This is a genomic window from Streptomyces sp. NPDC000983 (genome assembly GCF_040299205.1).
Classification (GTDB): domain Bacteria; phylum Actinomycetota; class Actinomycetes; order Streptomycetales; family Streptomycetaceae; genus Streptomyces.
The window spans coordinates 109,242-132,407 of record NZ_JBEPBM010000008.1; the positions used below are offsets into that span (position 1 = coordinate 109,242).

The 23,166-nt window shown below is 69.9% G+C and carries 23 protein-coding genes and 1 tRNA gene; 15 read left to right on the forward strand and 9 right to left on the reverse strand.

Annotated elements, in window-relative coordinates; all coding sequences use genetic code 11:
* The first annotated feature begins 40 nt into the window (after positions 1-40).
* The 6 genes from ABT296_RS11700 (at position 41) to ABT296_RS11725 (ending at position 5,636) form a co-directional block, all read left to right on the forward strand.
* Positions 41-1,141 (forward strand): DNA cytosine methyltransferase, encoded by a 1,101-nt coding sequence (locus ABT296_RS11700; RefSeq protein ID WP_351925861.1) that lies wholly within the window; start codon positions 41-43, stop codon positions 1,139-1,141.
* Positions 1,138-2,028, forward strand: coding sequence for a bifunctional DNA primase/polymerase (locus tag ABT296_RS11705; protein ID WP_351925863.1), 891 nt, complete (start codon positions 1,138-1,140; stop codon positions 2,026-2,028). Before ABT296_RS11700 ends, ABT296_RS11705 begins: the two co-directional genes overlap by 4 nt.
* Positions 2,025-2,381: a hypothetical protein gene (locus ABT296_RS11710; protein ID WP_351925865.1), complete on the forward strand. Its 357-nt coding sequence runs from the start codon at positions 2,025-2,027 to the stop codon at positions 2,379-2,381. The genes ABT296_RS11705 and ABT296_RS11710 overlap by 4 nt, the downstream gene beginning before the upstream one ends.
* Positions 2,378-3,553, forward strand: a complete 1,176-nt coding sequence (locus ABT296_RS11715) for a DUF3631 domain-containing protein (RefSeq protein ID WP_351925867.1) — start codon at positions 2,378-2,380, stop codon at positions 3,551-3,553. The genes ABT296_RS11710 and ABT296_RS11715 overlap by 4 nt, the downstream gene beginning before the upstream one ends.
* 177 nt (positions 3,554-3,730) lie before the next feature.
* A complete protein-coding gene (locus tag ABT296_RS11720; protein ID WP_351925869.1) occupies positions 3,731-4,051 on the forward strand; it encodes a helix-turn-helix domain-containing protein in 321 nt (106 codons plus the stop codon).
* Between the two features lie 70 nt (positions 4,052-4,121).
* Positions 4,122-5,636 carry a LacI family DNA-binding transcriptional regulator gene (locus tag ABT296_RS11725; RefSeq protein ID WP_351925871.1) on the forward strand — a complete coding sequence of 505 codons (1,515 nt, stop codon included), beginning with the start codon at positions 4,122-4,124 and terminating at the stop codon, positions 5,634-5,636.
* Positions 5,637-5,755: 119 nt separating this feature from the next.
* Here ABT296_RS11725 and ABT296_RS11730 read toward each other — a convergent pair whose 3' ends face one another.
* The 4 genes from ABT296_RS11730 to ABT296_RS11745 form a co-directional block, all read right to left on the reverse strand.
* Positions 5,756-7,693 (reverse strand): ATP-binding protein, encoded by a 1,938-nt coding sequence (locus tag ABT296_RS11730; protein WP_351925872.1) that lies wholly within the window; start codon positions 7,691-7,693, stop codon positions 5,756-5,758.
* A 287-nt stretch (positions 7,694-7,980) separates the two neighbouring features.
* Positions 7,981-8,054 (reverse strand) — tRNA-Pro (locus ABT296_RS11735).
* A gap of 34 nt (positions 8,055-8,088) precedes the next feature.
* Positions 8,089-8,847: a Pr6Pr family membrane protein gene (locus ABT296_RS11740; RefSeq protein ID WP_351925873.1), complete on the reverse strand. Its 759-nt coding sequence runs from the start codon at positions 8,845-8,847 to the stop codon at positions 8,089-8,091.
* Between the two features lie 80 nt (positions 8,848-8,927).
* On the reverse strand, positions 8,928-9,857 hold the full coding sequence (locus tag ABT296_RS11745) for a metallophosphoesterase (RefSeq protein WP_351925875.1): 930 nt from the start codon (positions 9,855-9,857) through the stop codon (positions 8,928-8,930).
* Between the two features lie 109 nt (positions 9,858-9,966).
* Here ABT296_RS11745 and ABT296_RS11750 point away from each other — a divergent pair, with 109 nt between their 5' ends.
* Positions 9,967-10,431, forward strand: coding sequence for a GatB/YqeY domain-containing protein (locus tag ABT296_RS11750; protein WP_351925877.1), 465 nt, complete (start codon positions 9,967-9,969; stop codon positions 10,429-10,431).
* Between the two features lie 110 nt (positions 10,432-10,541).
* Here ABT296_RS11750 and ABT296_RS11755 read toward each other — a convergent pair whose 3' ends face one another.
* Complete coding sequence (locus tag ABT296_RS11755; RefSeq protein WP_351925879.1) at positions 10,542-12,803, reverse strand: transglycosylase domain-containing protein; 2,262 nt, start codon at positions 12,801-12,803, stop codon at positions 10,542-10,544.
* A 407-nt stretch (positions 12,804-13,210) separates the two neighbouring features.
* Between ABT296_RS11755 and wblA the strand changes: the two genes are divergently transcribed.
* Positions 13,211-13,549, forward strand: a complete 339-nt coding sequence (wblA, locus tag ABT296_RS11760) for a transcriptional regulator WblA (RefSeq protein ID WP_063608098.1) — start codon at positions 13,211-13,213, stop codon at positions 13,547-13,549.
* Positions 13,550-13,609: 60 nt separating this feature from the next.
* Here the strand turns inward: wblA and bagB are convergent, their stop codons facing one another.
* Both bagB and bagA read right to left on the reverse strand, forming a co-directional pair.
* On the reverse strand, positions 13,610-14,956 hold the full coding sequence (bagB, locus tag ABT296_RS11765) for an ATPase BagB (protein WP_351925881.1): 1,347 nt from the start codon (positions 14,954-14,956) through the stop codon (positions 13,610-13,612).
* Positions 14,953-15,930, reverse strand: a complete 978-nt coding sequence (gene bagA, locus ABT296_RS11770; RefSeq protein ID WP_351925883.1) for an ATPase BagA — start codon at positions 15,928-15,930, stop codon at positions 14,953-14,955. The genes bagB and bagA overlap by 4 nt, the downstream gene beginning before the upstream one ends.
* A gap of 95 nt (positions 15,931-16,025) precedes the next feature.
* On the opposite strand from bagA, the gene sp36 reads away from it, so the two are divergent.
* The 4 genes from sp36 (at position 16,026) to ABT296_RS11790 (ending at position 18,865) form a co-directional block, all read left to right on the forward strand.
* A complete protein-coding gene (gene sp36, locus ABT296_RS11775) occupies positions 16,026-16,184 on the forward strand; it encodes a Sp36 family protein (protein WP_003967454.1) in 159 nt (52 codons plus the stop codon).
* Positions 16,181-16,648 carry a RidA family protein gene (locus tag ABT296_RS11780; protein ID WP_351925885.1) on the forward strand — a complete coding sequence of 156 codons (468 nt, stop codon included), beginning with the start codon at positions 16,181-16,183 and terminating at the stop codon, positions 16,646-16,648. The genes sp36 and ABT296_RS11780 overlap by 4 nt, the downstream gene beginning before the upstream one ends.
* Before the next feature lie 511 nt (positions 16,649-17,159).
* A complete protein-coding gene (locus tag ABT296_RS11785) occupies positions 17,160-18,038 on the forward strand; it encodes an NUDIX hydrolase (protein ID WP_351925887.1) in 879 nt (292 codons plus the stop codon).
* The gene (locus ABT296_RS11790; protein WP_351925889.1) at positions 18,035-18,865 is read left to right on the forward strand and encodes an MBL fold metallo-hydrolase; all 831 of its coding nucleotides are present in this window, start codon (positions 18,035-18,037) and stop codon (positions 18,863-18,865) included. The genes ABT296_RS11785 and ABT296_RS11790 overlap by 4 nt, the downstream gene beginning before the upstream one ends.
* Positions 18,866-18,938: 73 nt before the next feature.
* Here ABT296_RS11790 and ABT296_RS11795 read toward each other — a convergent pair whose 3' ends face one another.
* The gene (locus ABT296_RS11795) at positions 18,939-19,613 is read right to left on the reverse strand and encodes a Crp/Fnr family transcriptional regulator (protein ID WP_015658871.1); all 675 of its coding nucleotides are present in this window, start codon (positions 19,611-19,613) and stop codon (positions 18,939-18,941) included.
* Positions 19,614-19,985: 372 nt separating this feature from the next.
* Here ABT296_RS11795 and nth point away from each other — a divergent pair, with 372 nt between their 5' ends.
* The 3 genes from nth (at position 19,986) to ABT296_RS11810 (ending at position 22,938) form a co-directional block, all read left to right on the forward strand.
* Positions 19,986-20,906: an endonuclease III gene (gene nth, locus ABT296_RS11800; RefSeq protein ID WP_351925892.1), complete on the forward strand. Its 921-nt coding sequence runs from the start codon at positions 19,986-19,988 to the stop codon at positions 20,904-20,906.
* Positions 20,907-20,976: 70 nt separating this feature from the next.
* On the forward strand, positions 20,977-21,672 hold the full coding sequence (locus tag ABT296_RS11805; RefSeq protein WP_351925894.1) for an NUDIX hydrolase: 696 nt from the start codon (positions 20,977-20,979) through the stop codon (positions 21,670-21,672).
* Positions 21,673-21,738: 66 nt separating this feature from the next.
* On the forward strand, positions 21,739-22,938 hold the full coding sequence (locus tag ABT296_RS11810) for a MarP family serine protease (RefSeq protein WP_351925896.1): 1,200 nt from the start codon (positions 21,739-21,741) through the stop codon (positions 22,936-22,938).
* Positions 22,939-22,965: 27 nt separating this feature from the next.
* On the opposite strand, the gene ABT296_RS11815 is transcribed toward ABT296_RS11810, so the two are convergent.
* Positions 22,966-23,148 (reverse strand): hypothetical protein, encoded by a 183-nt coding sequence (locus ABT296_RS11815; RefSeq protein ID WP_351925898.1) that lies wholly within the window; start codon positions 23,146-23,148, stop codon positions 22,966-22,968.
* Positions 23,149-23,166 lie beyond the last annotated feature (18 nt).

Here is a 23,166-nt window from a genome sequence, read left to right on the forward strand (position 1 = left end):
GGTTCTCCTGTCCCTCCAACAGAACAAGGAGACCTCCAGCATGACCCAACGTCGTGCATTCGGCGAGGGCCGTCCGGCCCAACCCGCCCCCATCGGGCGAGCCTCGGGCTCGCCGCCGCGTCTGCTGGCACTGTGCGCCGGCTACGGCGGACTCGAAGAGGCGATCCGCGCCGGGACCGGCGGTGTGCCGGTCGCGTTCGCGGAGAACGACCAGTACGCCGCAGCGGTGTTCGCTGCGCATCACCCCGGGGTGCCCAACCTCGGGGACATCACGGCCGTTGACTGGAAGCGGGTCCGCGACCTGTACGCGCCGGACGTGATCGGCGCGGGTTTCCCCTGCCGCAACATCTCCAACGCTGGACGAAGGGACGGGATCAATGGCCAGTGGTCGCGGGTCTGGAAAAACGTCGCTCAGGCTGTGGGCGTCATTCGACCGCGCTACGTCTTCCTGGAAAACGTGGCGGCGCTCCGCTCGCGGGGGCTGGACGTCGTCGCCGCGGACCTGGCCGCGATCGGGTATGACGTCCGGTGGACATGTCTACGAGCTGGTGACGCCGAAGTCGGCGCCCCGCACCCGCGGGATCGCTGGTTCGCAGTTGCCCATCCCGCTGATGCCGACCCCGACCACGGCGGACGGTACCGGTGGACCCGGCACCAGCCCCAACCGCAAGGGCGGACTGAATCTCCGCACGGCGGTCACCCGACTGCCGGCGCCGCCGGACGCCTGACCCTGCTGCCCACGCCGAAGGCATCCGACGGCCCGCACGGCGGCCCAAATCAGCGCGATACCAAGGGCAATTACTACCTGCCCGGCCAGGCCGTGCGGCTCGATGAGCGGTGGGTGTCCACCGACGGCACTGACTATGGGCCCGCCATCCGGCGGTGGGAGCGCGTCACCGGCCGTGCGGCGCCGTGCCCGACCGAGCCCGGTACGCGCGGCAATCGTCGACTGTCGCCGGCGTTCGCGGAATGGCTCATGGGCCTTCCCGCCGGCTGGGTCACCGCCGTGCCCGACATCCCCCGCAAGGAACAACTCAAGATCCTCGGCAACGGCGTGGTGCCCCAACAGGCCCAACACGCCTACGCCCTGCTCTTGGGCGCCCGCATCCCCGCGCGCCTCGAAGGGAGGAACGCCGCATGAACCGTCACCTCCTGTTCGCCGCACTGGACGCTGCGGAACGAGGATGGGCCGTCCTCCCGCTCCGTCCGGGCGACAAGCGTCCAGCCCTGCACGGTGAGGACGTCTGCCCCGGCATCGGGGACTGTGCGGGCGGTCACCGTAAGTGGGAAGAGCGCGCCTCCATCGACCCTGACCGCATCCGCCGGGCGTGGGGCGACCTGGCGTTCAACGTCGGCGTCGCGACTGGCCCGTCCGGTCTGGTCGTCGTCGACCTCGATATGCCCAAGCGCAAGAGCAGTACGGACACGCCTAACGGCGTGACGACCTTCACGGCGCTCTGCGAGCGCGCCGGGCAGGTCGTGCCCACCACTCGCACGGTGCGGACCGCGAGCGGCGGGGTCCACCTGTACTTCACCGCCCCGCCCGGCGTCCGGCTCGGCAACACCGCCGGACGGCTCGGCAAACGCATCGACACCCGCGCATGGGGCGGCTACGTGGTCGCCCCCGGCAGCCTCACCCCCACGGGCGCCTACGCGGTCGTCAACGACGTGCCGCCCGTGCCTCTGCCGGAATGGCTGTGCGCCCGCCTGACGACCCGTCAGAGTTCGCGGGTACTGACGGTTGCACCGTCGGCGGTTCGAGCGTCCAGCTACGCGGCAGCAGGCTTGAACGCGGAAACCGCGTCCGTGCGGCAGGCGCCGGAGGGCGAGCGCAACGCCACGTTACTGCGGGCGGCGCGAGCCTTGGGGCGGTTCATCGCGTGGGGCGACCTCCCCAGGGAGCGGGTTGAGGAAGCTCTTCAGTGGGCGGGGGAGCAAGCCGGTTTGTCGCCGCGGTCGTGTGAGTCGACCATCCGCAGCGGTCTGAACTGGTCGATTGCCCGCAACAGTCAGGGGAGGGCGGCATGAGCACCCCGCCCCGCCATTCACTGAAGAGCCTTCCCGTCACCCCGACCGGCCCGCGCGCCGCCGCACAAGCCGCGCTCGGTCCGGCCGTAGACGAGCCGAAAGGCGCCGCCCGTGAGGGCGTCCCTTCTGCTCTTCGTGCTGACCCGCACCAGGGAGACGGTCGGTACCCGGTCGCGTGGCTGCACATCCGTGCACCGCGCGGCGCCGTCCCCACGGCCATCTCGACGTGCCTGTGCGGCAGGGACCGCAGCGCCGTCGGCCACACGAAGGTGCTCGCCCTGATCGAAGACCACACCGCCCACCGCGACGCATGCCCGCTCCGCATCAACCAGGAAGGGAGGCAGGCGGCATGAGCGCCAACCCGCCGGCACCCGCCATGGACGGCTCCGCATTGCTCGATGAGGTGGAAGCCTTCCACCGACGCTTCAACATCTTCCCCCTCGAAGCCGCGTACGTGGCCGTGACGCTGTGGGACGCACACGCGCACCTGCTCGACTGCTTCGACTCCACACCGCGGCTCGCGTTCCTCTCCCCGGAGCCTGGCTCCGGCAAGTCCCGCGCGCTGGAGATCGTGGAAACCCTCGTGCCGCAACCGATGGTCGCGGTCAACGCCTCCGCCTCCGCGCTCTTCCGCGCGGTGTCCGGGATGGAGGGACGGCCCACGATCCTGTTCGACGAGATCGACACTGTCTTTGGCCCCAAGGCCGGAGAGAACGAACAGCTCCGCGGGTTCCTGAACGCCGGGCACCGTCGTTCCGGCGTCATGTGGCGTTGCGTCGGCGACGGCTCCAACCAGCAGGTACAGGAGTTCCCGTCGTTCTGCGGGGTCGCGGTCGCCGGTCTCGGCTCGCTTCCGGACACGATCCTGACCCGCTCGGTCATCGTCCGCATGCGCCGCCGTGCCCCCAACGAGCAGGTGGAGCCGTTCCGGCAGCGTATCCACGAGAAGGAGGGGCACGCGCTGCGTGACCGGCTCGCCGCATGGGCACAGTCCGTGAGTCACCTGGTCGACGGGGTGTTCCCGGAGCTGCCGGAGGGCATCAGCGACCGGCCTGCGGACGTGTGGGAACCCCTGCTCGCCATCGCGGACGCTGCGGGCGGCGCGTGGCCGGAGCGGGCCCGCACCGCGTGCATCGAGCTGGTGACCGCGGCCAAGACCAGCGACAAGGGCAGTATCGGTATCCGCCTGCTCACGGACCTGCGCGACTACGTGTTCAACGGCATCGACCGCCTGCCCACCGTCGCCATCCTCGACAGGCTGCACAACCTCGAAGAGGCGCCGTGGGCGGACATGAGCGGCAAGCCGCTCGATGCCCGCGGGCTGTCGCGGATGCTGCGGGAGTACATGACCGCAGACAACACCCCCATCGCGGCCCGCAACATCAAGGCAGGCGGGAGCGTCATGAAGGGCTACTACGCGAGCGACCTGCACGACGCGTGGCAGCGCTACTGCCCACCCCCCGCGGAAAGTGCGCTACTTCCGCTACCTCCGCTACCTGGCAGCTCAGAGGCGGTTTCCGGGTAGCGGCAAGCCGCTCCGCATCCGCTACCGCAACACCCCATCCGCTACCCCGCAGCCACGAACCCGGAACCGGTAGCGGCTCTATCCGCTACCGCTACCCCTATCCGCTACCTGGATCATGCCCTGACCAGGGCGGTAGCGGAGGTAGCGGAAGTAGCGGAACTGAGAGGAAGAGGAGCCATGAACTCGGGTGAGACGAACTCCGCCCTTCCCAAGTCCTTTTCGGCTGCGGAGGTAGCCGAGGCGCTCGACTGCTCCGAGTGGTGGGTGAAGGAGCAGGCACGGCGGCGCCGTATCCCATTCCTCCGGAGCGGGAGCGGCTACCGCTTCACACGGAGTCACGTAGAGGAGATCTTCCAGATCCTTGAGGAACGTCCCGACCCGGTGAACATGCCGGAGATCAGCACCACTTCGACCCGCCGGCGCACGTTGGTCCCCTTCGACGTACCCGCGGTACAGCTCAGGGCGCGGCGCCCACGGCGCGCTAGGGATGCCGTCTGACAGCAGGAAAACCATGGCGGGCGAGAGTGGAACACCGGCTCTCGCCCGCCTCTTTGTGATGAGAGGGAGCATGGGGTTCGTCGAGAACCGAGGCACGTACTGGCGTGGCCGCTACAAGATCTCGCAGGGCAAATACGGCACCGTGGCCGACGAGAACGGCAACGTCATCCGCTTCCGTACGAAGCGGGAAGCCAAGAAGGCCGCTGACGCCGAAGAGGCCAAGGTGGAGAGCGGCACTTGGAAGGACCCGGCGGCCGGGCAGATCACCTTCGGCGAGTACGCCTCGCGGTGGTACGCGGCGCAAGACCTTGCTGCGTCCACGATGCAGAATTACCGACGTCACCTGGAAGAGCACCTACTTCCCGAGTTCGATCACCGCCCACTTGCCGCGATCCAACGCACTGACGTCGACGCCTGGGAGAAGAAGGAAAAGGCGCTCTATGCCGCATCGAGCGTGAAGACATGGCGCGGCACGCTCCACCTGGTCCTCGAAGACGCGGTGGACGAGGAACTCATCAGTTCCAACCCCGCCACCAAGCGACGCGGCAGAGGGAAGCGCGCAGGTCGTTCGCGTGACCGAGGACCGGAAAAGGTCGTCACGGATCCGCTCGGCATCCTTCTGTGTGCCGAGCGCGCGTCACTCCTTTCTGGACGCGATGACGAGTTCGTGGCTCTCGTCACCAAGGGCTTCACGGGGATGCGGTGGGCCGAAATCGTGGGCTGGGAGACCGAGTTCATCCGCCCAAAGGCCGTACGCGTGGAATGGCAGCTCTACGAACTCGACTCGGGAGAGTTCGAGCGCTGCCCGCCCAAGGACGACAGCTATCGCACCATTGACGCCCCGCCGTGGCTCACCCGCCTCTGGGCCGGCCACATCGCCCGGACGCAACCGACCCCGTGCGCTTGCCACGGTAAGACGTACATGTTCCGCGGACAGGGCGTGTCCCGCACGGGGGAGACCGGTGCGAAGGTGGTGGACGTGGCGAGACATGCAGGCGTTTCCACAGGCACGGTGTCCAACGTCCTCAACCGGCCGGACGTCGTGGCCGAAGCCACCAGGGCTCGGGTGCGCGAGGCCATCGACGTTCTCGGGTTCACCCGCGGCGGGGGTGCCGTCGACCAGGCTGCGCACTGGCGGAGGAACGGATTCGCCACGTGGCTCTTCACACCGGCCGCCTCCGGCTGGTACCCGAAGAAGGCACCGCAGGAAGCGCGGCCCGTGCCCGTGCTCGCCCATCCCTGGCCCGGCGTGCCAGCGCGGGGGAGAGGCGCCCAAGCGCGAGCGGATGCCTGCTGGGTGCCAATCGCGAAGGGGCTTACGCCCCATGGGCTGCGCCACACGCACAAGACGCGTATGGAGGGGTTCCGCACCCCGCCGAAGCTCATGGATGAGCGCATGGGACACATCGACGGCTCGGTCCAGGCGCGCTACACGCACATCACCCGAGAGATGCGGGAGGAACTGCTGGCCAACCTCACGATGGAGTGGGAGGCGGCTTTGGATGCTCGGTTGGCGATGTGTCCCAGGTCTCCGGTAACCGTGCTCGATCGTCTCTTACAGCAGCGGCTGGGAGTGTGCCGATAACTAGCGATTTAGAGCGATGGAATCTCGCATCTCTCGCAGAGAGGAGTCATGAAAAGGGTCGGATCCACCTACCTCACGAGCAGGTGGATCCGACCCTGTGCCGTACTGACCGTGTTCTTTTACGAGTCGGCGCGACGCCCGAACTGTCCTCCACCCTGGGTCAGGATGCGCTGCTCGACGTTGACGAGCCCCAGTAGCGCTGCGGACAGGGCGGCGGGCTCCACGAGTAGCCGCACGTCCTCCTCGCCGATGAGAATCGGCTCATCGTCCTCGGTCTTGCCTACGAGAGTTCCGTTCAGCCGTTGGGCGTGAACTACATGCGCGACAGCTTCTTCGCCGTAGACCCGCTTCACCAACTCCTGCACCTTCGCTGGATCGGCCTTCGGCCAGATCTGATCGGCCCAGTGAGCGAACTCCTGCACGAACACTGGGTGAGCGGAGTTGAGGTAAACAATGCCTCGGTACTCCGTTCCCTCGATGGTGCGTGTGTCGTTGCGTACGTACTGCGCCAGGTGCTTGCTCTCCTCAGGGTCGAAGCGCTTCCAGTCGAATGCCGGGTAGCCGCCCCGCACCCGTGAAGGCGAACCCTGCATCGAACCGTTCGTCGTAGGCACGAGGATGTGCCGGGGCCCGGACGTTCCACCCGTTCCGCCGGGCCGCCCGGTTCCGCCAGCGGCCCGCGGACCCCGCGACCCAGGAGTACCCGCGAAGGAGCCGCTCGGGTTGCCAAGGACTTTACCCATTGCCGAGCTGAGCACCCTGGACGCCTTGAAGCGAGGGTTCAGCCGATCCAGGATACGCGCGAGGTTCTTGGCCATCGACGGATCCGTCTGCGTGGTGTCGCGTGCACGGGCCTGCTCTTGTGCCTTGGTCAACTCCTCGGGGAAGTTGTCGAAGAAGGCATCCCCCCACTCCTCCCAGGGCAACTCCAAGCCGCCCTTGCCGAAGAGAATGTGGCGGGATGCCTGCGTGATCACACCCCACCGGGTGGGCTGGCTGTCGCTGTAGACCGGCGGGCGCACGATCAGCCAGGTACGTCCCATGATCTCGTCGGTGATGCCGAACAGGCGGTACCGGCTCTTGCTCCTGTCCGCGTGGTAGGCCTCACCCTGGTAGTCCACGACCGCGACGGGGCGTTGGACGATGTAGTCGGACGTACCACCGACGGGCGCCTCCGGCTCCGGAACAAAGAACCAGTCCACTTCGGTTCCATGTTCATCGACGGTGACCGTGCCCGTCACGGCGGCGTCCGGGATGTAGTGCCGCAGGCCGTAGACGCGCCGAGGGCGCCACACCATCGACCTGCCGTCGGGCAGGTTCACAGTCTTGTCGCGGGTGTCCCTGCGGTCGCTGCTCTTCTTGGCGTACAGGTCGACGACCGTGGTTTCGATGGGCGAGCCATCCCTCTTCGGCACCTCGATCAAGCGGCTGTTGAGGTATCGAATGAGGTCGTCAACGGATTCCTTACGGGAGGAGTCCTGGTCTCCCATCCACGTGTCGCTGTCCGGGGCCGACCCCAGCAGCACCATGATTGTTCCTGTGTTCATCCACGGAGGACGGATACGGCTCCAGTCACAGCCGTGCTCGTCATCCATGAACGGCTGCACCACGTCCGTGAGGGTGACGAATTCACCGTGCTCGTCCTCGGCGGGCCATTCCTTCAGGGCGTAGTTGCCGTCACCGTCGCGGTAGATCCACAGCATCGCGCCGTCCGGCGCCTCGGCCGTATAGCTGATGACGACCACGCCGTATGGGTTCCACGGCAAGACGGAGGACTTGAACCCCTGGCCGAAGTTGCCGTCAACCCCGATGGGCTTACCACCGCCGCCGAACGTGGTGAGGAAGACCTTGAGGTCGTTCGGCTGCATGCCGGCGCCGTTGTCCATGATTGTGCGCCGCAGAACGCCCTGTCGTTCGGCGGACTGCTCCTCGATCCCGAAGTGGATGATCGATGCGCCGCTTTCCTCGGAGTTCTTCCACGCCTCCCGCGCCCACTGGTAGGGCCCGCCGGCCTCGTATGCCTGGCGGATGAGGTGAGTGGTGGCCTCCGTGGGCACGTGTACATACCTGGGCATGCTCTGCCCCCTTCTCCCCTAGAGCCGCGGCCCTAGAAGTTCCGACAAGAGCGGTAGCCCTTGTCAGGAGTAACCGTACCTGCCCGCCTTCGGGGGGTGCGATCGTATTTGGGGTGGGTGAAGAGGGGCGGCCGGTGGCGCCTAGATCCGCAGCCTGAAGCCCGGTGCGCGGTCAAGATCTTCTCCCAGATTTCTCCCAGCACCCCCCGGAAACCACTCAGGGGCCCGACCCGCTAAGCGGATCAGGCCCCTGACCTGGTGTTTCACTGTCGGGGTGGCGGGATTTGAACCCACGACCTCTTCGTCCCGAACGAAGCGCGCTGCCAAGCTGCGCTACACCCCGATCGTCCCCGCTCGTCGCGGTGACGTCGTTTACTTTAGCCCACCGGTGGCTGGAGACGAAATCCGGTTTTGGCGCGGTGGCGGACGAGGTTGGGGCGGGTGTGGTCGAGGGCCACCAGCAGGACCGCGAGGGCGTAGATGGACAGGCCCAGCAGGAGCGCGTTGCCCAGGACGGACTTGTAACCGTGCAGGTCGACGTCGAGGAAGGGGTAGAGGTAGCGCCCGGATGCGCCGGCGGGGAGCAGTTCCGCGCGGGCGAGGGAGAAGGCCAGGTAGGCCAGGGGGTAGGCGAGCCAGGGTGCCGCCTGGCGCAGGCGCAGGGCGCCCGGTGCCGTGAGCAGGAGCCAGTCCAGGGCGGCCGCGATCGGGGTGACCGTGTGGAGGACCTGCTCGCTCACCGCGTGCCAGCCGGTCGGGGGCGGCCCCGCGGGAGTCAGGAGCACATGGTGGACCAGGGCGGTGATCGCGACGTAGAGCAGGGCCGCGCCCGTCAGGGCCGGGGTCAGGGGTCTGCGGGCCGTCCAGGCGCGGCGGGCCGCGAGGAGCATGACCGCCGCCAGCAGGATGTTGCTCTGGACCGCGAAGAGGCTGAGCACCCGCGCGGGGCTGCCGAGGACGAGTTCGATCGTCACCGCCCCGGCCGCCGTCAGCGCGGTCAGCAGGCGGAAGGCGGCGGTCAGGCGGCGGCGCGAGGGTGCCACCACCGCCGTGGCGGGGACGTGCGACGGCATCAGCCGGGGTATGCCCGGAATCGCGGGCAGATCCGGGATGTCCCTGGGTATGGGGGCGGTCATGCCCTCACGCTAAGCAGGGGGGACAAAACGGGCTATAGGGGTGGTCCGTGCGGGTTACCGCACGGACCACGAACCCGGCGTCAGCCCTCGCGGCCCACCAGCGTCAGCAGCGTCGCCTCCGGCGGGCAGGCGAAGCGGAACGGCGTGTAGCGGTTCGCTCCGCAGCCCGCCGAGACATGGAGATGGGCCGTACGGCCGTCCGCCGTGTGCGTCGACAGGCCCTTCACCCGGTCCGTGTCCAGGTCGCAGTTGGTGACCAGCGCGCCGTAGAAGGGGATGCACAGCTGTCCGCCGTGGGTGTGGCCGGCGAGGACCAGCGGGTAGCCGTCAGAGGTGAAGGAGTCCAGGACGCGGAGGTACGGCGCGTGCACGACGCCCATCGAGAAGTCCGCCGTACCCGACGGGCCGCCCGCGACCTCGGCGTACCGGTCGCGCTTGATGTGCGGGTCGTCCAGGCCGGTCAGCTCCACCGACACCCCGTCGACCTTGAGCGTGCCGCGGGTGTTGGTCAGGTTGAGCCAGCCCGCCGCGTCGAAGCTGTCCCGCAGGTCCTCCCACGGGTTGTGGATCACGCCGACCGCCGGCGGGTTGCCGTTCAGGCCGTACTTGCCCTGCGCCCTCTCGATCAGGTAGCGCGCGGGGTTGCGCAGCTTGGGCCCGTAGTAGTCGTTGGAGCCGAAGACGTACGCGCCGGGGAACTCCAGCAGCGGGCCGAGCGCGTCCAGGACCTCCGGTACGCCCTCGGGGTCGGAGAGGTTGTCGCCCGTGTTGATCACGAAGTCGGGGCGCAGGCCCGCCAGTGAGCGCAGCCAGCGCTGCTTCTTGCGCTGTCCGCCCACCATGTGGATGTCGGAGACCTGAAGGACGCGCAGCGGGCGCATCCCGGCCGGCAGGGCCGGCACGGTCACCCGCCGCAGGCGGAAGGAGCGGGCCTCGAACCCCGCCGAATACACCAGACCGGCGGCACCAGCCGCCGCGATCCCCAGAGGTACTCCGTATCGCGCGCGCATACCTCCATCGTGTCAGACCGTCCCCAACTCCCGTGCCCGGCCGTCCCTCAAGCGCCCCACGGGGAAATCCGGGGGCGTTGTCTCCCACGCACCTGCGACAATCGGCGGCATGACCACGCTCAAGTCGAAGCTGCACGACGACCTCAACGCCGCGATCAAGGGACGCGACGAGCTCCGTTCCTCGACGCTCCGGCTCACCCTCGCCGCGATCACCAAGGAGGAGGTCGCGGGCAAGGAGAAGCGCGAGCTCTCCGATGACGAGGTGCTGAAGGTGATCACCAAGGAGGCGAAGAAGCGGCGCGAGGCCGCGGACGCCTTCGCCCAGGGTGGTCGCCCGGAGTCCGCCGAGCGGGAGAGGGCGGAGGGGGAGCTGCTCGCCGAGTACCTGCCCAAGCAGCTCGGCGACGAGGAGCTGGAGCGGATCGTCGGCGAGGCCGTTGCGGAGGCCCGGGCGGCCGGTGCCGAGGGGCCGCGGGCCATGGGCGCCGTCATGAAGATCGTGAACCCGAAGGTGGCGGGCCTGGCCGAGGGCGGCCGGGTGGCTGCCGTGGTGAAGAAGCTGCTGGCCGGCTGAGGACGGCTGAAGGCCTGTAGGCCCGAAAGGCCGAAAGCCTCAAAGGCCGAAAGGCGCCCCGCACCTCGATGGTGTGGGGCGCCTTTCGCGTGCCGTGCCCGGCGGGGCCGTTATCCGCGTCCGCCGCCGTTCCCGTTGCCCTGGATGAAGCCCTCGGGGATCTCGGGGAGGGTCGGCTCCGTGCCGCCGGTGTCCCCGCCGCCCGTCAGGCCGGCGATGAAGCCGTCGTCCCCGTTGTTGTCGTCGCCCGGACCGGGGTCACGGTCGCGGTCCCGGTCCTCGTCGTCCTTCGGCTTCTCCTCCGGGTCGGGGATGACGACCGGGACGAAGGACTCGGGGGCCTTGCCGGCGAGGGCGCCGGTCATGGCGTCCTTCCAGATCGGGCCCGGGGTGTCGGAGCCGTAGACGAGGTCGTGGTAGACGCCGCCGATGGTGATGTTCCGCATCTTGACCTGCTGGCTGGCGCTGCCGACCCAGACGGCGCCCGAGAGGTTCGGCGTGTAGCCGACGAACCAGGCGTTGCGGCGCTCGTCGGTCGTACCGGTCTTGCCGGCGTTGTCCCGGTCCCCGAGGCCGGCCTGCTGGCCGGTACCGGAGTCGACCACTCCCTTGAGCAGCGCGTTGATGGTGTCGGCCGTACCCTCCGACATCGCCCGCGAGCAGGTGGAGTTCGGCACCGCGAGGCTCTTCTTGGAGTCGCCCACCCGCTGCGTGACCGCCTCGATGGCGATCGGCGTGCAGTACATGCCGCGGTTGGCGAAGGCGGCGTAGGCGGTCGCCATGGTCAGCGGGGAGACGGACTCGGTGCCGAGGGCGATCGAGGGGACCTGCGGCAGCTTCTTGCCGCTGCCCTGCCGGATGTGCAGCTTCTCGGCCATCTCGGTGACCGGGCAGAGGCCGATGTCCGCGACCATCTCGATGAAGTAGGTGTTGACCGAGAGGGCCATCGCCTTCTTCAGCCGGTAGGGCCCCTTCTCCGACTCGTTCTCGTTGGGGATCTTGGTGCCGTCCTCGTTGGTGTAGGGCTTGCCACACGTCTGAATCGGGCTCGGGACGGTCAGCTCGTACGGTGAGGGGTACTCCTGGGTCGCCGGGCGGCCCGCCTCCAGGGCGGCGGCCGCCACGAACGGCTTGAACGTGGAGCCGGTCGGGAAGCCGTTGCTGGTTCCCATCTGCTGGCCCACCGAGTAGTTGATCACCGTCTCGTTCTGCTTGGGGTTGGTGCCGTACGGCTTCGACTGCCCCATCGCCACGATCTTGCCGGTGCCGGGTTCGACGAGGGTGGCCGCGGAGGCGACCTCGTCGCTCTCGTCGACGTGGTCCTTCAGCGACTGCTGCACGGACGCCTGGGCCTGCGGTTCGAGCGTCGTGCGGATCGTCAGACCGCCCTGGTTCCAGACCTTGGCCCGGGCCTCCTTGGTCTTGCCGAAGGCCTTGTCGTTGAGGAAGACGTTGCGCACGTAGTCGCAGAAGAACGCCGCGTCGTTGACCGCGGTGATGCAGCCGTTCTTCGGGTTGCTGACCTTCAGGCCCAGCGGGGACTTCGCCGCCTTGGCCGCCTGCTCCTTCGAGATGTCGCCGACCTGGGCCATCCGCTGGAGCACGGTGTTGCGCCGCTGCTTGGCCTCCGCCTCGTCGTTGACCGGGTCGTAGCGGCTCGGCGACTGGACGATTCCGGCGAGGAGGGCGGACTCCTGGAGGTTGAGGTCCTTGGCGGACTTGGAGAAGTAGCGCTGGGCCGCGGCCTCGACGCCGTAGGCCTGCTGGCCGAAGAACGTGATGTTCAGGTAGTTCTCGAGGATCTTCTTCTTGCCCAGCTCCTCCTCGACCTGGATCGCGAACTTCAGTTCGGCGATCTTGCGGCCCAGGGTCTGCTGGGTGGCCTGCGCGACCTTGGTGGGGTCGTCGCCGGCCTCCTCGACGAAGACGTTCTTCACGTACTGCTGGGTGAGCGTGGAGGCGCCCTCGGCGACCCCGCCGCTCTGCGCGTTGCGGTTCAGGGCGCGCAGGACGCCCTTCAGGTCGACCGCGCCGTGCTGGTAGAAGCGGGCGTCCTCGATCGCGACGATCGCCTTCTGCAGGTGCGGCGAGATGTCCTTGAGGGCGACCACGGTGCGGTCCCGCGAGTAGACGGTGGCGATCTGGCCGCCGTCGGCGTCGAGGATGGTGGTGCGCTGGCTCAGCGGCGGCGTCTTCAGGTTGGCCGGGAGTTCGTCGAAGCTCTCTACCGACCCCTTCGCGGCAAGCCCCAGCGCACCCACGGCGGGCAGGGCGATGCCGGCCATGACGGCACCCGCGAGGACACTGACACCGAGGAACTTGGCGGCCTGCTGCGTGGAGGACAGACCACCGCCCGAGCGCTTCTTTGGCATGAGGGCAGCCTACGTTCTCATTCGCCGGACACGCGTATATGCCTTGGCCTAAGCTGCTCCCAACTGTCACAGCAGTAGGGCCACGTATCAATACGTCCGGCGACCCCGAATCGTTCCGGTCGGCCGTCAACTTTTTGGCGGAGGCGTGTCCGAATCCACCTTGTGTGTCACCCGGCGTCCGTTGTGACTCAACAGGACTGTCCCGGTTTGCCGGGATGATCACGCATGTCACCAGCTCACTCCCCCGGGTGATCTGCCGCTTACCCATAGTCCGTTCGGACCATTCAAGATTGGGCCCGCTGGGGGTGTTGCGCCGTGCCCGCCTTCCGTAACGTCCTCAACTGGCGGCGGTGAATATGCCGCTGCCGCCGTGGGGGAGCCTCGATTCGGGAGAGGACGGCGCCGGTATGGGCTGGGTAACCGACTGGAGTGCGCAGGCGGCCTGCCGCACTACCGATCCGGATGAACTGTTCGTGCAGGGAGCAGCGCAGAACAGGGCCAAGGCGGTGTGCACCGGATGTCCGGTACGCACGGAATGTCTGGCCGATGCGCTCGACAATCGCGTCGAGTTCGGCGTATGGGGAGGAATGACGGAGCGGGAGCGCCGCGCACTGCTGCGCAGGCGGCCCACCGTCACCTCGTGGCGCCGACTGCTGGAGACGGCTCGTACGGAGTACGAGCGTGGGGCGGGCCTGGTGCCCCTTGATGACGACCAGGTGTACGAGAACTACGCGGCGGTGAGCTGACGGCACGGGCCCATCGGGGCTCGGGCCGACAGGGCCGACCTCCGTCGGCTCACGGCCGGCTCAGGTGTCGGAGGTCTCGGAGCTGGGCAGCTCCGGCCTGCCGGCCGCCAGCCGGTCTCCGATGTCCCGCAGACCGGTGATGTCGTGCACGTCGCCGGGGAGCGCGGCCACCTCGGCGACCGCCACCTCCGGGTGGAGCGTGGCGAAGCGATCCCGTGTGCGCTGCTCACGGGAGAGCAGGTGCATACGGTCCGCGTGCAGCCTCAGCAGGCCGGCGGTGAGCCGGTCGGTGGGGTTCGCCGCAGCCGTGTCCAGGGTGGCGGGGGAGCCTTCCTCGGTGGCCTCGGATGCGGGAGATTCTGAACTGCCGGACGTGTCGGGGGAGTTACGAAGTCCAGCTTTCCCGCCCTCCTGATCCACAATGCGGGACTCGTCAAGATTTTCCGCGGCGGCGAGCGCCCGCTCGGCCGACAGTCGGGCGGCGCCACTGCCGTGGACACGGTTGAGCACCAGACCCGCGAGCGGCATGTCCTCCGCGGCCAGCCGCTCCACGAAGTACGCCGCCTCGCGCAGCGCGTCCCGCTCGGGCGCCGCGACCACCAGGAACGCCGTCCCGGGCGCCTGGAGGAGCTTGTACGTGGCGTCGGCGCGGGTACGGAAACCGCCGAACATGGAGTCCATCGCGGCCACGAACGTCTGGACGTCCTTGAGCAGCTGGCCGCCGAGCAGCTTGCCGAGCGCGCCGGTCATCATCGACATGCCGACGTTCAGGAACTTCATCCCGGCCCGGCCGCCGACCTTCGCGGGCGCCAGCAGGACCCGGATCAGCTTGCCGTCGAGGAAGGACCCCAGGCGCTTGGGCGCGTCCAGGAAGTCCAGCGCCGACCGGGACGGCGGCGTGTCCACGACGATGAGGTCCCACTCGTCCCGCGCCCGCAGCTGCCCCAGCTTCTCCATCGCCATGTACTCCTGCGTGCCCGCGAAGCCCGCCGAGAGCGACTGGTAGAACGGGTTGCCCAGGATCGCGGCCGCCCGCTCGGGGTCCGCGTGCGCCTCGACGATCTCGTCGAAGGTGCGCTTCATGTCCAGCATCATCGCGTGCAGCTCGCCGCTCGCGGAGTCGTCGATGCCCTTCACCCGGCGCGGGGTGTTGTCGAGGGAGTCGATGCCCATGGACTGGGCGAGCCGGCGCGCCGGGTCGATGGTGAGCACCACGACCTTCCGGCCGCGCTCGGCGGCCCGCAGCCCGAGCGCCGCCGCGGTGGTCGTCTTGCCGACACCGCCCGACCCGCAGCACACGATGATCCGGGTCCCCGGGTCGTCCAGCAGCGGATCGACGTCCAGCGCGTGCGTGGGGGAGAGGTGGTGGGGTGCCTGGGTCTGGGACCGGTCGGCGTCCGGGCTCATGTCATCCCCTGCTCTCGCAGCTCGGTGGCCAGTTCGTACAGTCCCGCCAGGTCCATGCCCTCGGCGAGCAGCGGCAGTTCGTGCAGCGGCAGGTCCAACTCGCCGAGCGCGGACCGCTGTTCCTCCTCCAGCGTGTACCGCTCCGCGTACTCCTCGGCCTGCCTCAGCAGCGGGTCCACCAGCCGCTCCGCGTGCCCGCCGCGCCGCGCCCCGCCGAGGCCGGCCGCCGACAGGGACTGCGCGAACGCCGTACGGGGTGTGCCGCGTACGAGTTCCAGCTCGTCCGCGTCCAACACCTGGGGGCGCACCATGTTCACGATGACCCGGCCCACCGGGAGGCGTGCCGCGCGCAGTTCGGCGATGCCGTCCGCGGTCTCCTGGACCGGCATCTCCTCCAGCAGCGTCACCAGGTGCACCGCCGTCTGGGGCGACTTCAGCACCCGCATCACGGCCTGGGCCTGATTGTGTATCGGGCCGATCCTGGCGAGGCCGGCGACCTCGTCGTTGACGTTCAGGAAGCGGGTGACGCGGCCGGTGGGCGGGGCGTCCATGACCACGTAGTCGTAGACGAAGCTCCCGTTCTTCTCCTTGCGCCGCACCGCCTCGCACGCCTTGCCGGTCAGCAGGACGTCCCTGAGACCCGGGGCGACGGTGGTGGCGAAGTCGATCGCGCCGAGTTTCTTCAGGGCTCTGCCCGCACCGCCCATCTTGTAGAACATCTGGAGGTAGTCCAGAAGGGCCAGTTCGGGGTCGATGGCGAGGGCGTACACCTCCCCGCCCCCTGGAGCGACGGCGATCTTCCGCTCCTCGTAGGGCAGCGCTTCTGTTTCGAAGAGCTGTGCGATGCCCTGCCTGCCCTCGACCTCGACGAGAAGCGTGCGCTTCCCCTCGGTTGCGAGGGCGAGCGCGAGCGCGGCGGCGACCGTGGTCTTTCCGGTCCCGCCCTTGCCGCTGACGACCTGGAGCCTGCTCACGTCTTCGAGCCTAACCAGTCGGCCGCCGGATCACGCCGGAGGCTGTGGACAACGTGTGCGCGAGCGTCCCGGCGGCAGCGGCTAGAGTCGCCCACATGACCAAGTGGGAATACGCGACTGTGCCACTGCTCGTCCACGCCACGAAGCAGATTCTGGACACCTGGGGCGAGGACGGCTGGGAGCTCGTCCAGGTCGTGCCCGGGCCGAACAACCCCGAGCAGCTGGTGGCCTACCTCAAGCGGGAGAAGGCGTGAGCGCGGTCGAGGAGACCCTCGCCGAGCTGGGGCTGACCCTGCCGGCGGTCGCCGCGCCGCTGGCCGCGTACCAGCCCGCCGTGCAGTCGGGCGTGTACGTCTTCACCTCCGGCCAGCTCCCCATGGTCGAGGGCAAGCTGCCGGTCACCGGCAAGGTCGGGGCCGAGGTCACGGCGGAGGAGGCCAAGGACCTGGCCCGGATCTGCGCGCTGAACGCCCTCGCCGCGGTCAAGTCGGTCGCGGGCGACCTGGACCGCATCGCGCGCGTGGTGAAGGTCGTGGGCTTCGTGGCGTCCGCCTCGGACTTCACGGGCCAGCCGGGCGTCGTGAACGGTGCCAGCGAGCTGCTCGGCCAGGTCCTCGGCGACAAGGGCGTCCACGCGCGCAGCGCGGTGGGCGTGGCGGTGCTGCCGCTGGACGCGCCGGTCGAGGTCGAGGTCCAGGTGGAGCTGACGAGCGCCTGACGCGGAGCGGAGCCCGCGGCGACGGGCGCGGTGCGGCTACCCCGGTTGCGGACGTTGCGAGGTGACCCGGTTACGGGTGCTGCGTGATGACCGGGGTACGGGTGCCGTACGGAAACCCGGGTTACGGGTGTTGCGCGGCAACCCCGGTTGCGGGTCTTGCGCGGCAACCCTGGTTGCCGTCGCCGCTCGGCGCCCCCGGCTTGGATGTTTCTCGGCGCCCCCGGCGACGGCTCGGCTTCGGCCGCCGTACGGCAGGGGCGCCGAACCGTTTCTCGGCGCGGGCCGCCCGTACGCCCGCGTGCGTGCCGCCCGCCGTACGCCCGTACTCGGACCGACTGCCGTACGCCCGCGTCGGGCCGACCGCCGTAGCCCCGGGTCGCTCCGGCTCCCGTACCCCCGCGTGCGTGCCGCCCGCCGTACGCGGGTGCAGGCCCCCCACCTGCGGACCGCCACCCCGCCGGAGGCCCCGGCACCCCTCGAACATCCGCGCGCACCGAGATAGCCTCCGCACATGGCGAACGGTCAGTGGTATCCCCCGGAGTGGCCCGACCGCATCCGTGCCCTCGCGGAAGGCACCCTCACCCCGGTGTCCCCGAAGCGGGCGGCGACGGTCATGCTGCTGCGGGACACCGACACCGGCCCCGCCGTCCACATGCTGCGCAGACGCGCCTCCATGGCCTTCGCCGGCGGGGCGTACGCGTACCCGGGGGGTGGCGTGGACCCCCGTGACGACGATCACCACGTCCGCTGGGCGGGTCCCGCACGCGCGTGGTGGGCCGAGCGGCTCGGCGTCGACGAGGCGGGCGCCCAGGCGATCGTCTGCGCGGCCGTACGGGAGACGTACGAGGAGGCGGGCGTCCTGCTCGCCGGACCCACCCCCGAGTCGGTCGTCGGCGACACCACGGGCGCCGACTGGGAGGCCGACCGGGCCGCCCTGGTCGCCCGCGACCTGTCCTTCGCCGAGTTCCTGGACCGCCGGGGCCTGGTCCTGCGCTCCGACCTGCTCGGCGCGTGGACGCGCTGGATCACCCCGGAGTTCGAGTCCCGCCGCTACGACACCTGGTTCTTCGTCGCGGCCCTCCCGGAGGGGCAGCGCACCCGCAACGCCTCCACCGAGGCCGACCGCACGGTGTGGATCGCACCCCGGGAGGCGGCCGAGTCCTACGACCGGGGCGAACTGCTGATGATGCCGCCCACCATCGCCACCCTGCGCCAGCTGACCCCCCACGCCACCGCGGCGGAGGCCCTCGCCGCCGCCCCCGCGCGGGACATGACGCCCGTCCTCGCCGAGGCCCGTCTGGAGGACGGCGAACTGGTGCTGTCCTGGCCGGGCCACGACGAGTTCACCAAGCACATCCCGACCGCGCCGACCGGGGGAGCCCCCGCATGACGGACGCCAGCACCCTTCCCGGCCGGCCCAGGGGCGGAGTCCTCTCGGGTCCCGCGACCGCGCGCGCCGTGAACGTCCTCGCGCCCAACGCCTCCGCGATGACCCTGGACGGCACGAACACCTGGATCCTGTCCGAGCCCGACTCCGAGCTGGCCGTGGTGGTCGACCCCGGCCCGCTCGACGAGGGGCACCTGCGGCAGGTCGTGGACACCGCCGAGCGGGCGGGCAAGCGGATCGCGCTCACCCTGCTGACGCACGGTCACCCCGACCACGCCGAAGGCGCCGCCCGCTTCGCCGAACTGACCCGTACCGCGGTACGCGCCCTGGACCCGGCGCTGCGGCTCGGCGAGGAGGGACTCGGGGCCGGGGACGTGGTCCGGGTGGGCGGTCTGGAGCTGGTCGTCGTACCGACGCCCGGGCACACCGCGGACTCCCTGTGCTTCCATCTCCCGGCCGATCGGGCGGTGCTGACCGGGGACACGGTCCTGGGGCGCGGTACGACGGTCGTGGCGCACCCCGACGGCCGTCTCGGCGACTACCTGGACTCGCTGCGGCGGCTGCGCTCGCTGACGGTCGACGACGGCGTCCACACGGTGCTGCCCGGTCACGGCCCGGTCCTCGACGACGCCCAGGGCGCCGTCGAGTTCTACCTCGCGCACCGCGCCCACCGGCTCGCCCAGGTGGAGACCGCGGTGGAGGACGGCTACCGCTCGCCCGACCAGGTCGTCGCGCACGTGTACGCCGACGTGGACCGCTCGCTGTGGCCGGCGGCCGAGCTGTCGGTCCGCGCCCAGCTGGAGTACCTGGGCGAGCACGGGCTGATCTAGCCGCACGCTGCCCGGACATGACGAGGGGCCCCACCGTCCGACGGTGGGGCCCCTCGTCATGTCCTGCTCCGGGTCAGCGCGAGCGCTTCGCCAGGCGTTCGACGTCCAGGAGGATCACCGCGCGGGCCTCCAGGCGCAGCCAGCCGCGCTGGGCGAAGTCGGCGAGGGCCTTGTTGACCGTCTCGCGGGACGCGCCGACCAGCTGGGCCAGCTCCTCCTGCGTGAGGTCGTGCACCACGTGGATGCCCTCCTCCGACTGCACGCCGAAGCGGCGGGAGAGGTCCAGCAGGGCGCGCGCGACCCGGCCGGGGACGTCCGAGAAGACCAGGTCGGACATGGCGTCGTTGGTGCGGCGCAGCCGGCGGGCCACGGCGCGCAGCAGCGCGGTGGCCACCTCGGGACGGGCGTTCAGCCAGGGCTGGAGGTCGCCGTGGCCGAGGCCGAGCAGCTTGACCTCGGTCAGCGCGGTCGCGGTCGCGGTGCGCGGGCCCGGGTCGAACAGGGACAGTTCACCGATCAGCTCGCCCGGACCCACCACGGCCAGCATGTTCTCGCGGCCGTCGGGGGACGTGCGGTGGAGCTTGACCTTGCCCTCGGTGACCACGTAGAGCCGGTCACCGGGATCGCCCTCGTGGAAGAGGGAGTCGCCGCGCGCGAGGGTCACCTCACTCATGGAGGCGCGGAGCTCCGCGGACTGCTCGTCATCGAGCGCCGCGAAGAGCGGGTTGCGCCGCAGAACGTCGTCCACGAGTTCTCTCCTTGTCGACCTGCTCAGGGGATCTTGCTACCCCTTGGTACCAGGGGACCGTGTTCCCCATCTTGCCGGACGGTCCAAACAGTGTGATCTGTCACAAGGATGCCGCACACATGTCCCGAGGTAAGCGGCAGGGGTCCAATTGGGGGCTGATCTTCAGGGCCCGGGGCGGATGTCAGTGCCGGGCTCTAGGCTGGCCGGGTGTCCAAAACGCCGGTGAGAGCACAGGCCAAGGGGGCTGGGCGGGTGGTTGTACGTCGTGATTCCGCTGTGGGCGAACAGAACCCCGGTGGCGGAAGGAACCCGGCAAAAGCGGCAGGAGGTGCGGGGGTCTCAGAGGCTTCGAGCGCGGAGAAGGCGGCCCCGGTGAGGAAGGGCGCGCCGAAGAAGGCCGCGCCCGCGGAGAAGGCCGCCTCGGCGAAGAAGAAGGCGGCGCCCGCCGCGAAGGCCGCGTCCGCCGGGAAAGCCGCGCCCGCCAAGCCGGCCCCGCCCGCGAAGAAGGCCGCGCCGAAGGCCGAGACCCGCACCGCCCTGGTCCGCCGCGCCCGCCGCATCAACCGCGAGCTCGCCGAGGTCTACCCCTACGCCCACCCCGAGCTGGACTTCGAGAACTCCTTCCAGCTCCTGGTCGCCACGGTCCTGTCCGCCCAGACCACCGACCTGCGCGTCAACCAGACCACCCCCGCGCTGTTCGCCAAGTACCCGACCCCGGAGGACCTGGCCGCGGCCGTCCCGGAGGAGGTCGAGGAGATCCTCCGGCCGTGCGGGTTCTTCCGGGCCAAGACCAGATCGGTCATGGGCCTGTCCAAGGCCCTCTCGGAGGAGTTCGGCGGCGAGGTGCCGGGCCGCCTGGAGGATCTCGTCAAGCTGCCCGGCGTCGGACGCAAGACCGCCTTCGTCGTCCTCGGCAACGCCTTCGGGCGGCCCGGGATCACCGTGGACACCCACTTCCAGCGGCTGGTCCGGCGCTGGAAGTGGACCGAGCAGACCGACCCCGACAAGATCGAGGCCGAGATCGCCGCGCTGTTCCCGAAGAGCGACTGGACCGACCTCTCGCACCACGTCGTCTGGCACGGCCGCCGGATCTGCCACGCCCGCAAGCCGGCCTGCGGCGCCTGCCCCGTCGCCCCGCTCTGCCCCGCGTACGGCGAGGGCGAGACGGACCCGGAGAAGGCGAAGAAGCTGCTCAAGTACGAGAAGGGCGGCTTCCCCGGCCAGCGTCTGAACCCGCCGCAGGCGTACCTGGACGCGGGCGGCAGGCCGGCGCCGCCGCTGGGGGCCGGATGACGGGCCGCACGCGGGCGGAACGATCTCGGCGCGGCCCGGCGTTGTACACGGCAGGACGACGGGGGTGGCGATGACACGGGCGAGCGATACGCAGGGCGGTCCGGTGGTGCTCAGCAAGGAAGGGCTGCCCGTCTGGCTGGACCCGGTGGTGGAGGCCGTCGAGACGGTCCAGCCGCGCCAGCTGAGCCGCTTCCTGCCGCCGAAGGACGGCGCGGGACGGCAGTCCGCGGTGCTCGTCCTCTTCGGGGACGGCGAGCGCGGGCCCGAGCTGCTGCTGATGGAGCGGGCCGGCTCGCTGCGTTCGCACGCGGGCCAGCCCGCCTTCCCCGGCGGCGCCCTCGACCCCGAGGACGGCGACCCCGAGGCCGACGGGCCGCTGCGGGCCGCGCTCCGCGAGGCCGAGGAGGAGACCGGGCTGGACCCGGCCGGGGTGCAGCTCTTCGGCGTCCTGCCCAGGCTGTACATCCCGGTCAGCCAGTTCGTGGTCACCCCGGTGCTCGGCTGGTGGCGCGAGCCCACCCCGGTCGGTGTCGTCGACCCGAACGAGACGGCCCGGGTCTTCACCGTCCCCGTGGCGGATCTCACGGACCCGCGCAACCGTGCCACCACCGTCCACCCGAGCGGCCACCGAGGTCCGGCATTCCTGGTCGAATCGGCTCTGGTCTGGGGTTTCACCGCGGGGATCATCGACAGATTGCTGCACTTCGCGGGCTGGGAGCTGCCCTGGGACCGGGAGAACCAGGTCCCGCTCGACTGGCGGTCATGACAGGGTGGTCGCCGTGTGTTGTGCAATCCGGGGTTGCCGTGAAGTGACGAGGCGAGGCTTGAAGCGGTGAACGTGCTGGACATCCTGCTGCTGCTCGCCGCGGTGTGGTTCGCGATCGTCGGCTACCGCCAGGGCTTCGTCGTCGGCATCCTGTCGGTGATCGGCTTCCTCGGTGGCGGTCTCGTCGCCGTCTACCTGCTCCCGGTGATCTGGGACGCCCTGACCGACAACTCCGAGGTGAGCACCACCGCGGCCGTCGTCGCCGTGGTCGTCGTGATCGTCTGCGCCTCGGTGGGCCAGGCCCTGACCACCCACCTCGGCAACAAGCTGCGCCGCTACATCACCTGGTCCCCGGCCCGCGCCCTGGACGCCACCGGCGGCGCCCTGGTCAACGTCGTCGCCATGCTGCTGGTCGCCTGGCTGATCGGCTCGGCCCTGGCCGGCACCACCCTGCCGACACTCGGCAAGGAGGTGCGCAACTCCAAGGTGCTGCTGGGTGTTTCCCGGGCCCTGCCCGATCAGGCCGACACCTGGTTCGCCGACTTCTCCTCGGTCCTCGCGCAGAACGGCTTCCCGCAGGTCTTCAGCCCGTTCTCCAACGAGCCCATCACCGAGGTCAGTCCGCCCGACCCGGCGCTCGCCGAGAGCGCCGTCGCCACCCGCGCCAAGCGCTCCATCGTCAAGGTCGTGGGCACCGCGGAGAGTTGCGGAAAGGTCCTGGAGGGCACCGGCTTCGTCTTCGCCGACCGCCGCGTGATGACCAACGCGCACGTCGTGGGCGGCGTCGACGAACCCACCGTCCAGATAGGCGGAGAGGGCCGCAAGTACGACGCGAAGGTCGTCCTGTACGACTGGAAGCGCGACATCGCCGTGCTCGACGTACCGGATCTGGACGCGCCCGCACTGCGGTTCACCTCCACCGACGCCCGCGGCGGCGACGACGCGATCATCGCCGGCTTCCCGGAGAACGGCGCGTACGACGTCCGCGCCGCCCGGGTCCGCGGCCGTATCCCGGCCAACGGTCCGGACATCTATCACCGCGGCACCGTGCACCGCGATGTGTACTCGCTGTACGCCACCGTCCGCCAGGGCAACTCCGGCGGCCCGCTGCTCACGCCCGAGGGCAAGGTGTACGGCGTGGTCTTCGCGAAGTCGCTCGACGACGCCGACACCGGGTACGCGCTGACGGCGGACGAGATCCAGGAGGACATCGCCGCCGGACGTACCGCCGACCAGCAGGTGGACAGCGACAGCTGCGCGCTCTGACCCCGGGAGGGATCAGCCCGGGAGGGGTCAGCCGCGCGGGTGGCGAAGTCGTACCGAGACCCAGCGGGCCCGGCGGCGAAGGATGTGTGGAATACCCACTCGAAGATCGGTGTCCGCCATCTCCGGGGCGCTGCCGCCCTCGTGGGAGCTCAGGGCGCTGCCCGAGCGGCGGTTGCGTGCTACGTCGTTGTAGTCGTGCGTCCAGCCCATACCCCGACGTCTGCCCCC

Excerpts from the sequence above, each read along its gene's own strand:
- ABT296_RS11700 (WP_351925861.1), top strand. The coding sequence starts at position 41 with ATGACCCAACGTCGTGCATTCGGCGAGGGCCGTCCGGCCCAACCCGCC.
- ABT296_RS11705 (WP_351925863.1), top strand. The coding sequence starts at position 1,138 with ATGAACCGTCACCTCCTGTTCGCCGCACTGGACGCTGCGGAACGAGGA.
- ABT296_RS11710 (WP_351925865.1), top strand. The coding sequence starts at position 2,025 with ATGAGCACCCCGCCCCGCCATTCACTGAAGAGCCTTCCCGTCACCCCG.
- ABT296_RS11715 (WP_351925867.1), top strand. The coding sequence starts at position 2,378 with ATGAGCGCCAACCCGCCGGCACCCGCCATGGACGGCTCCGCATTGCTC.
- ABT296_RS11720 (WP_351925869.1), top strand. The coding sequence starts at position 3,731 with ATGAACTCGGGTGAGACGAACTCCGCCCTTCCCAAGTCCTTTTCGGCT.
- ABT296_RS11725 (WP_351925871.1), top strand. The coding sequence starts at position 4,122 with ATGGGGTTCGTCGAGAACCGAGGCACGTACTGGCGTGGCCGCTACAAG.
- ABT296_RS11740 (WP_351925873.1), bottom strand. The coding sequence starts at position 8,847 with ATGACCGCCCCCATACCCAGGGACATCCCGGATCTGCCCGCGATTCCG.
- ABT296_RS11745 (WP_351925875.1), bottom strand. The coding sequence starts at position 9,857 with ATGCGCGCGCGATACGGAGTACCTCTGGGGATCGCGGCGGCTGGTGCC.
- ABT296_RS11750 (WP_351925877.1), top strand. The coding sequence starts at position 9,967 with ATGACCACGCTCAAGTCGAAGCTGCACGACGACCTCAACGCCGCGATC.
- ABT296_RS11755 (WP_351925879.1), bottom strand. The coding sequence starts at position 12,803 with ATGCCAAAGAAGCGCTCGGGCGGTGGTCTGTCCTCCACGCAGCAGGCC.
- wblA (WP_063608098.1), top strand. The coding sequence starts at position 13,211 with ATGGGCTGGGTAACCGACTGGAGTGCGCAGGCGGCCTGCCGCACTACC.
- bagB (WP_351925881.1), bottom strand. The coding sequence starts at position 14,956 with ATGAGCCCGGACGCCGACCGGTCCCAGACCCAGGCACCCCACCACCTC.
- sp36 (WP_003967454.1), top strand. The coding sequence starts at position 16,026 with ATGACCAAGTGGGAATACGCGACTGTGCCACTGCTCGTCCACGCCACG.
- ABT296_RS11785 (WP_351925887.1), top strand. The coding sequence starts at position 17,160 with ATGGCGAACGGTCAGTGGTATCCCCCGGAGTGGCCCGACCGCATCCGT.
- ABT296_RS11790 (WP_351925889.1), top strand. The coding sequence starts at position 18,035 with ATGACGGACGCCAGCACCCTTCCCGGCCGGCCCAGGGGCGGAGTCCTC.
- ABT296_RS11805 (WP_351925894.1), top strand. The coding sequence starts at position 20,977 with ATGACACGGGCGAGCGATACGCAGGGCGGTCCGGTGGTGCTCAGCAAG.
- ABT296_RS11815 (WP_351925898.1), bottom strand. The coding sequence starts at position 23,148 with ATGGGCTGGACGCACGACTACAACGACGTAGCACGCAACCGCCGCTCG.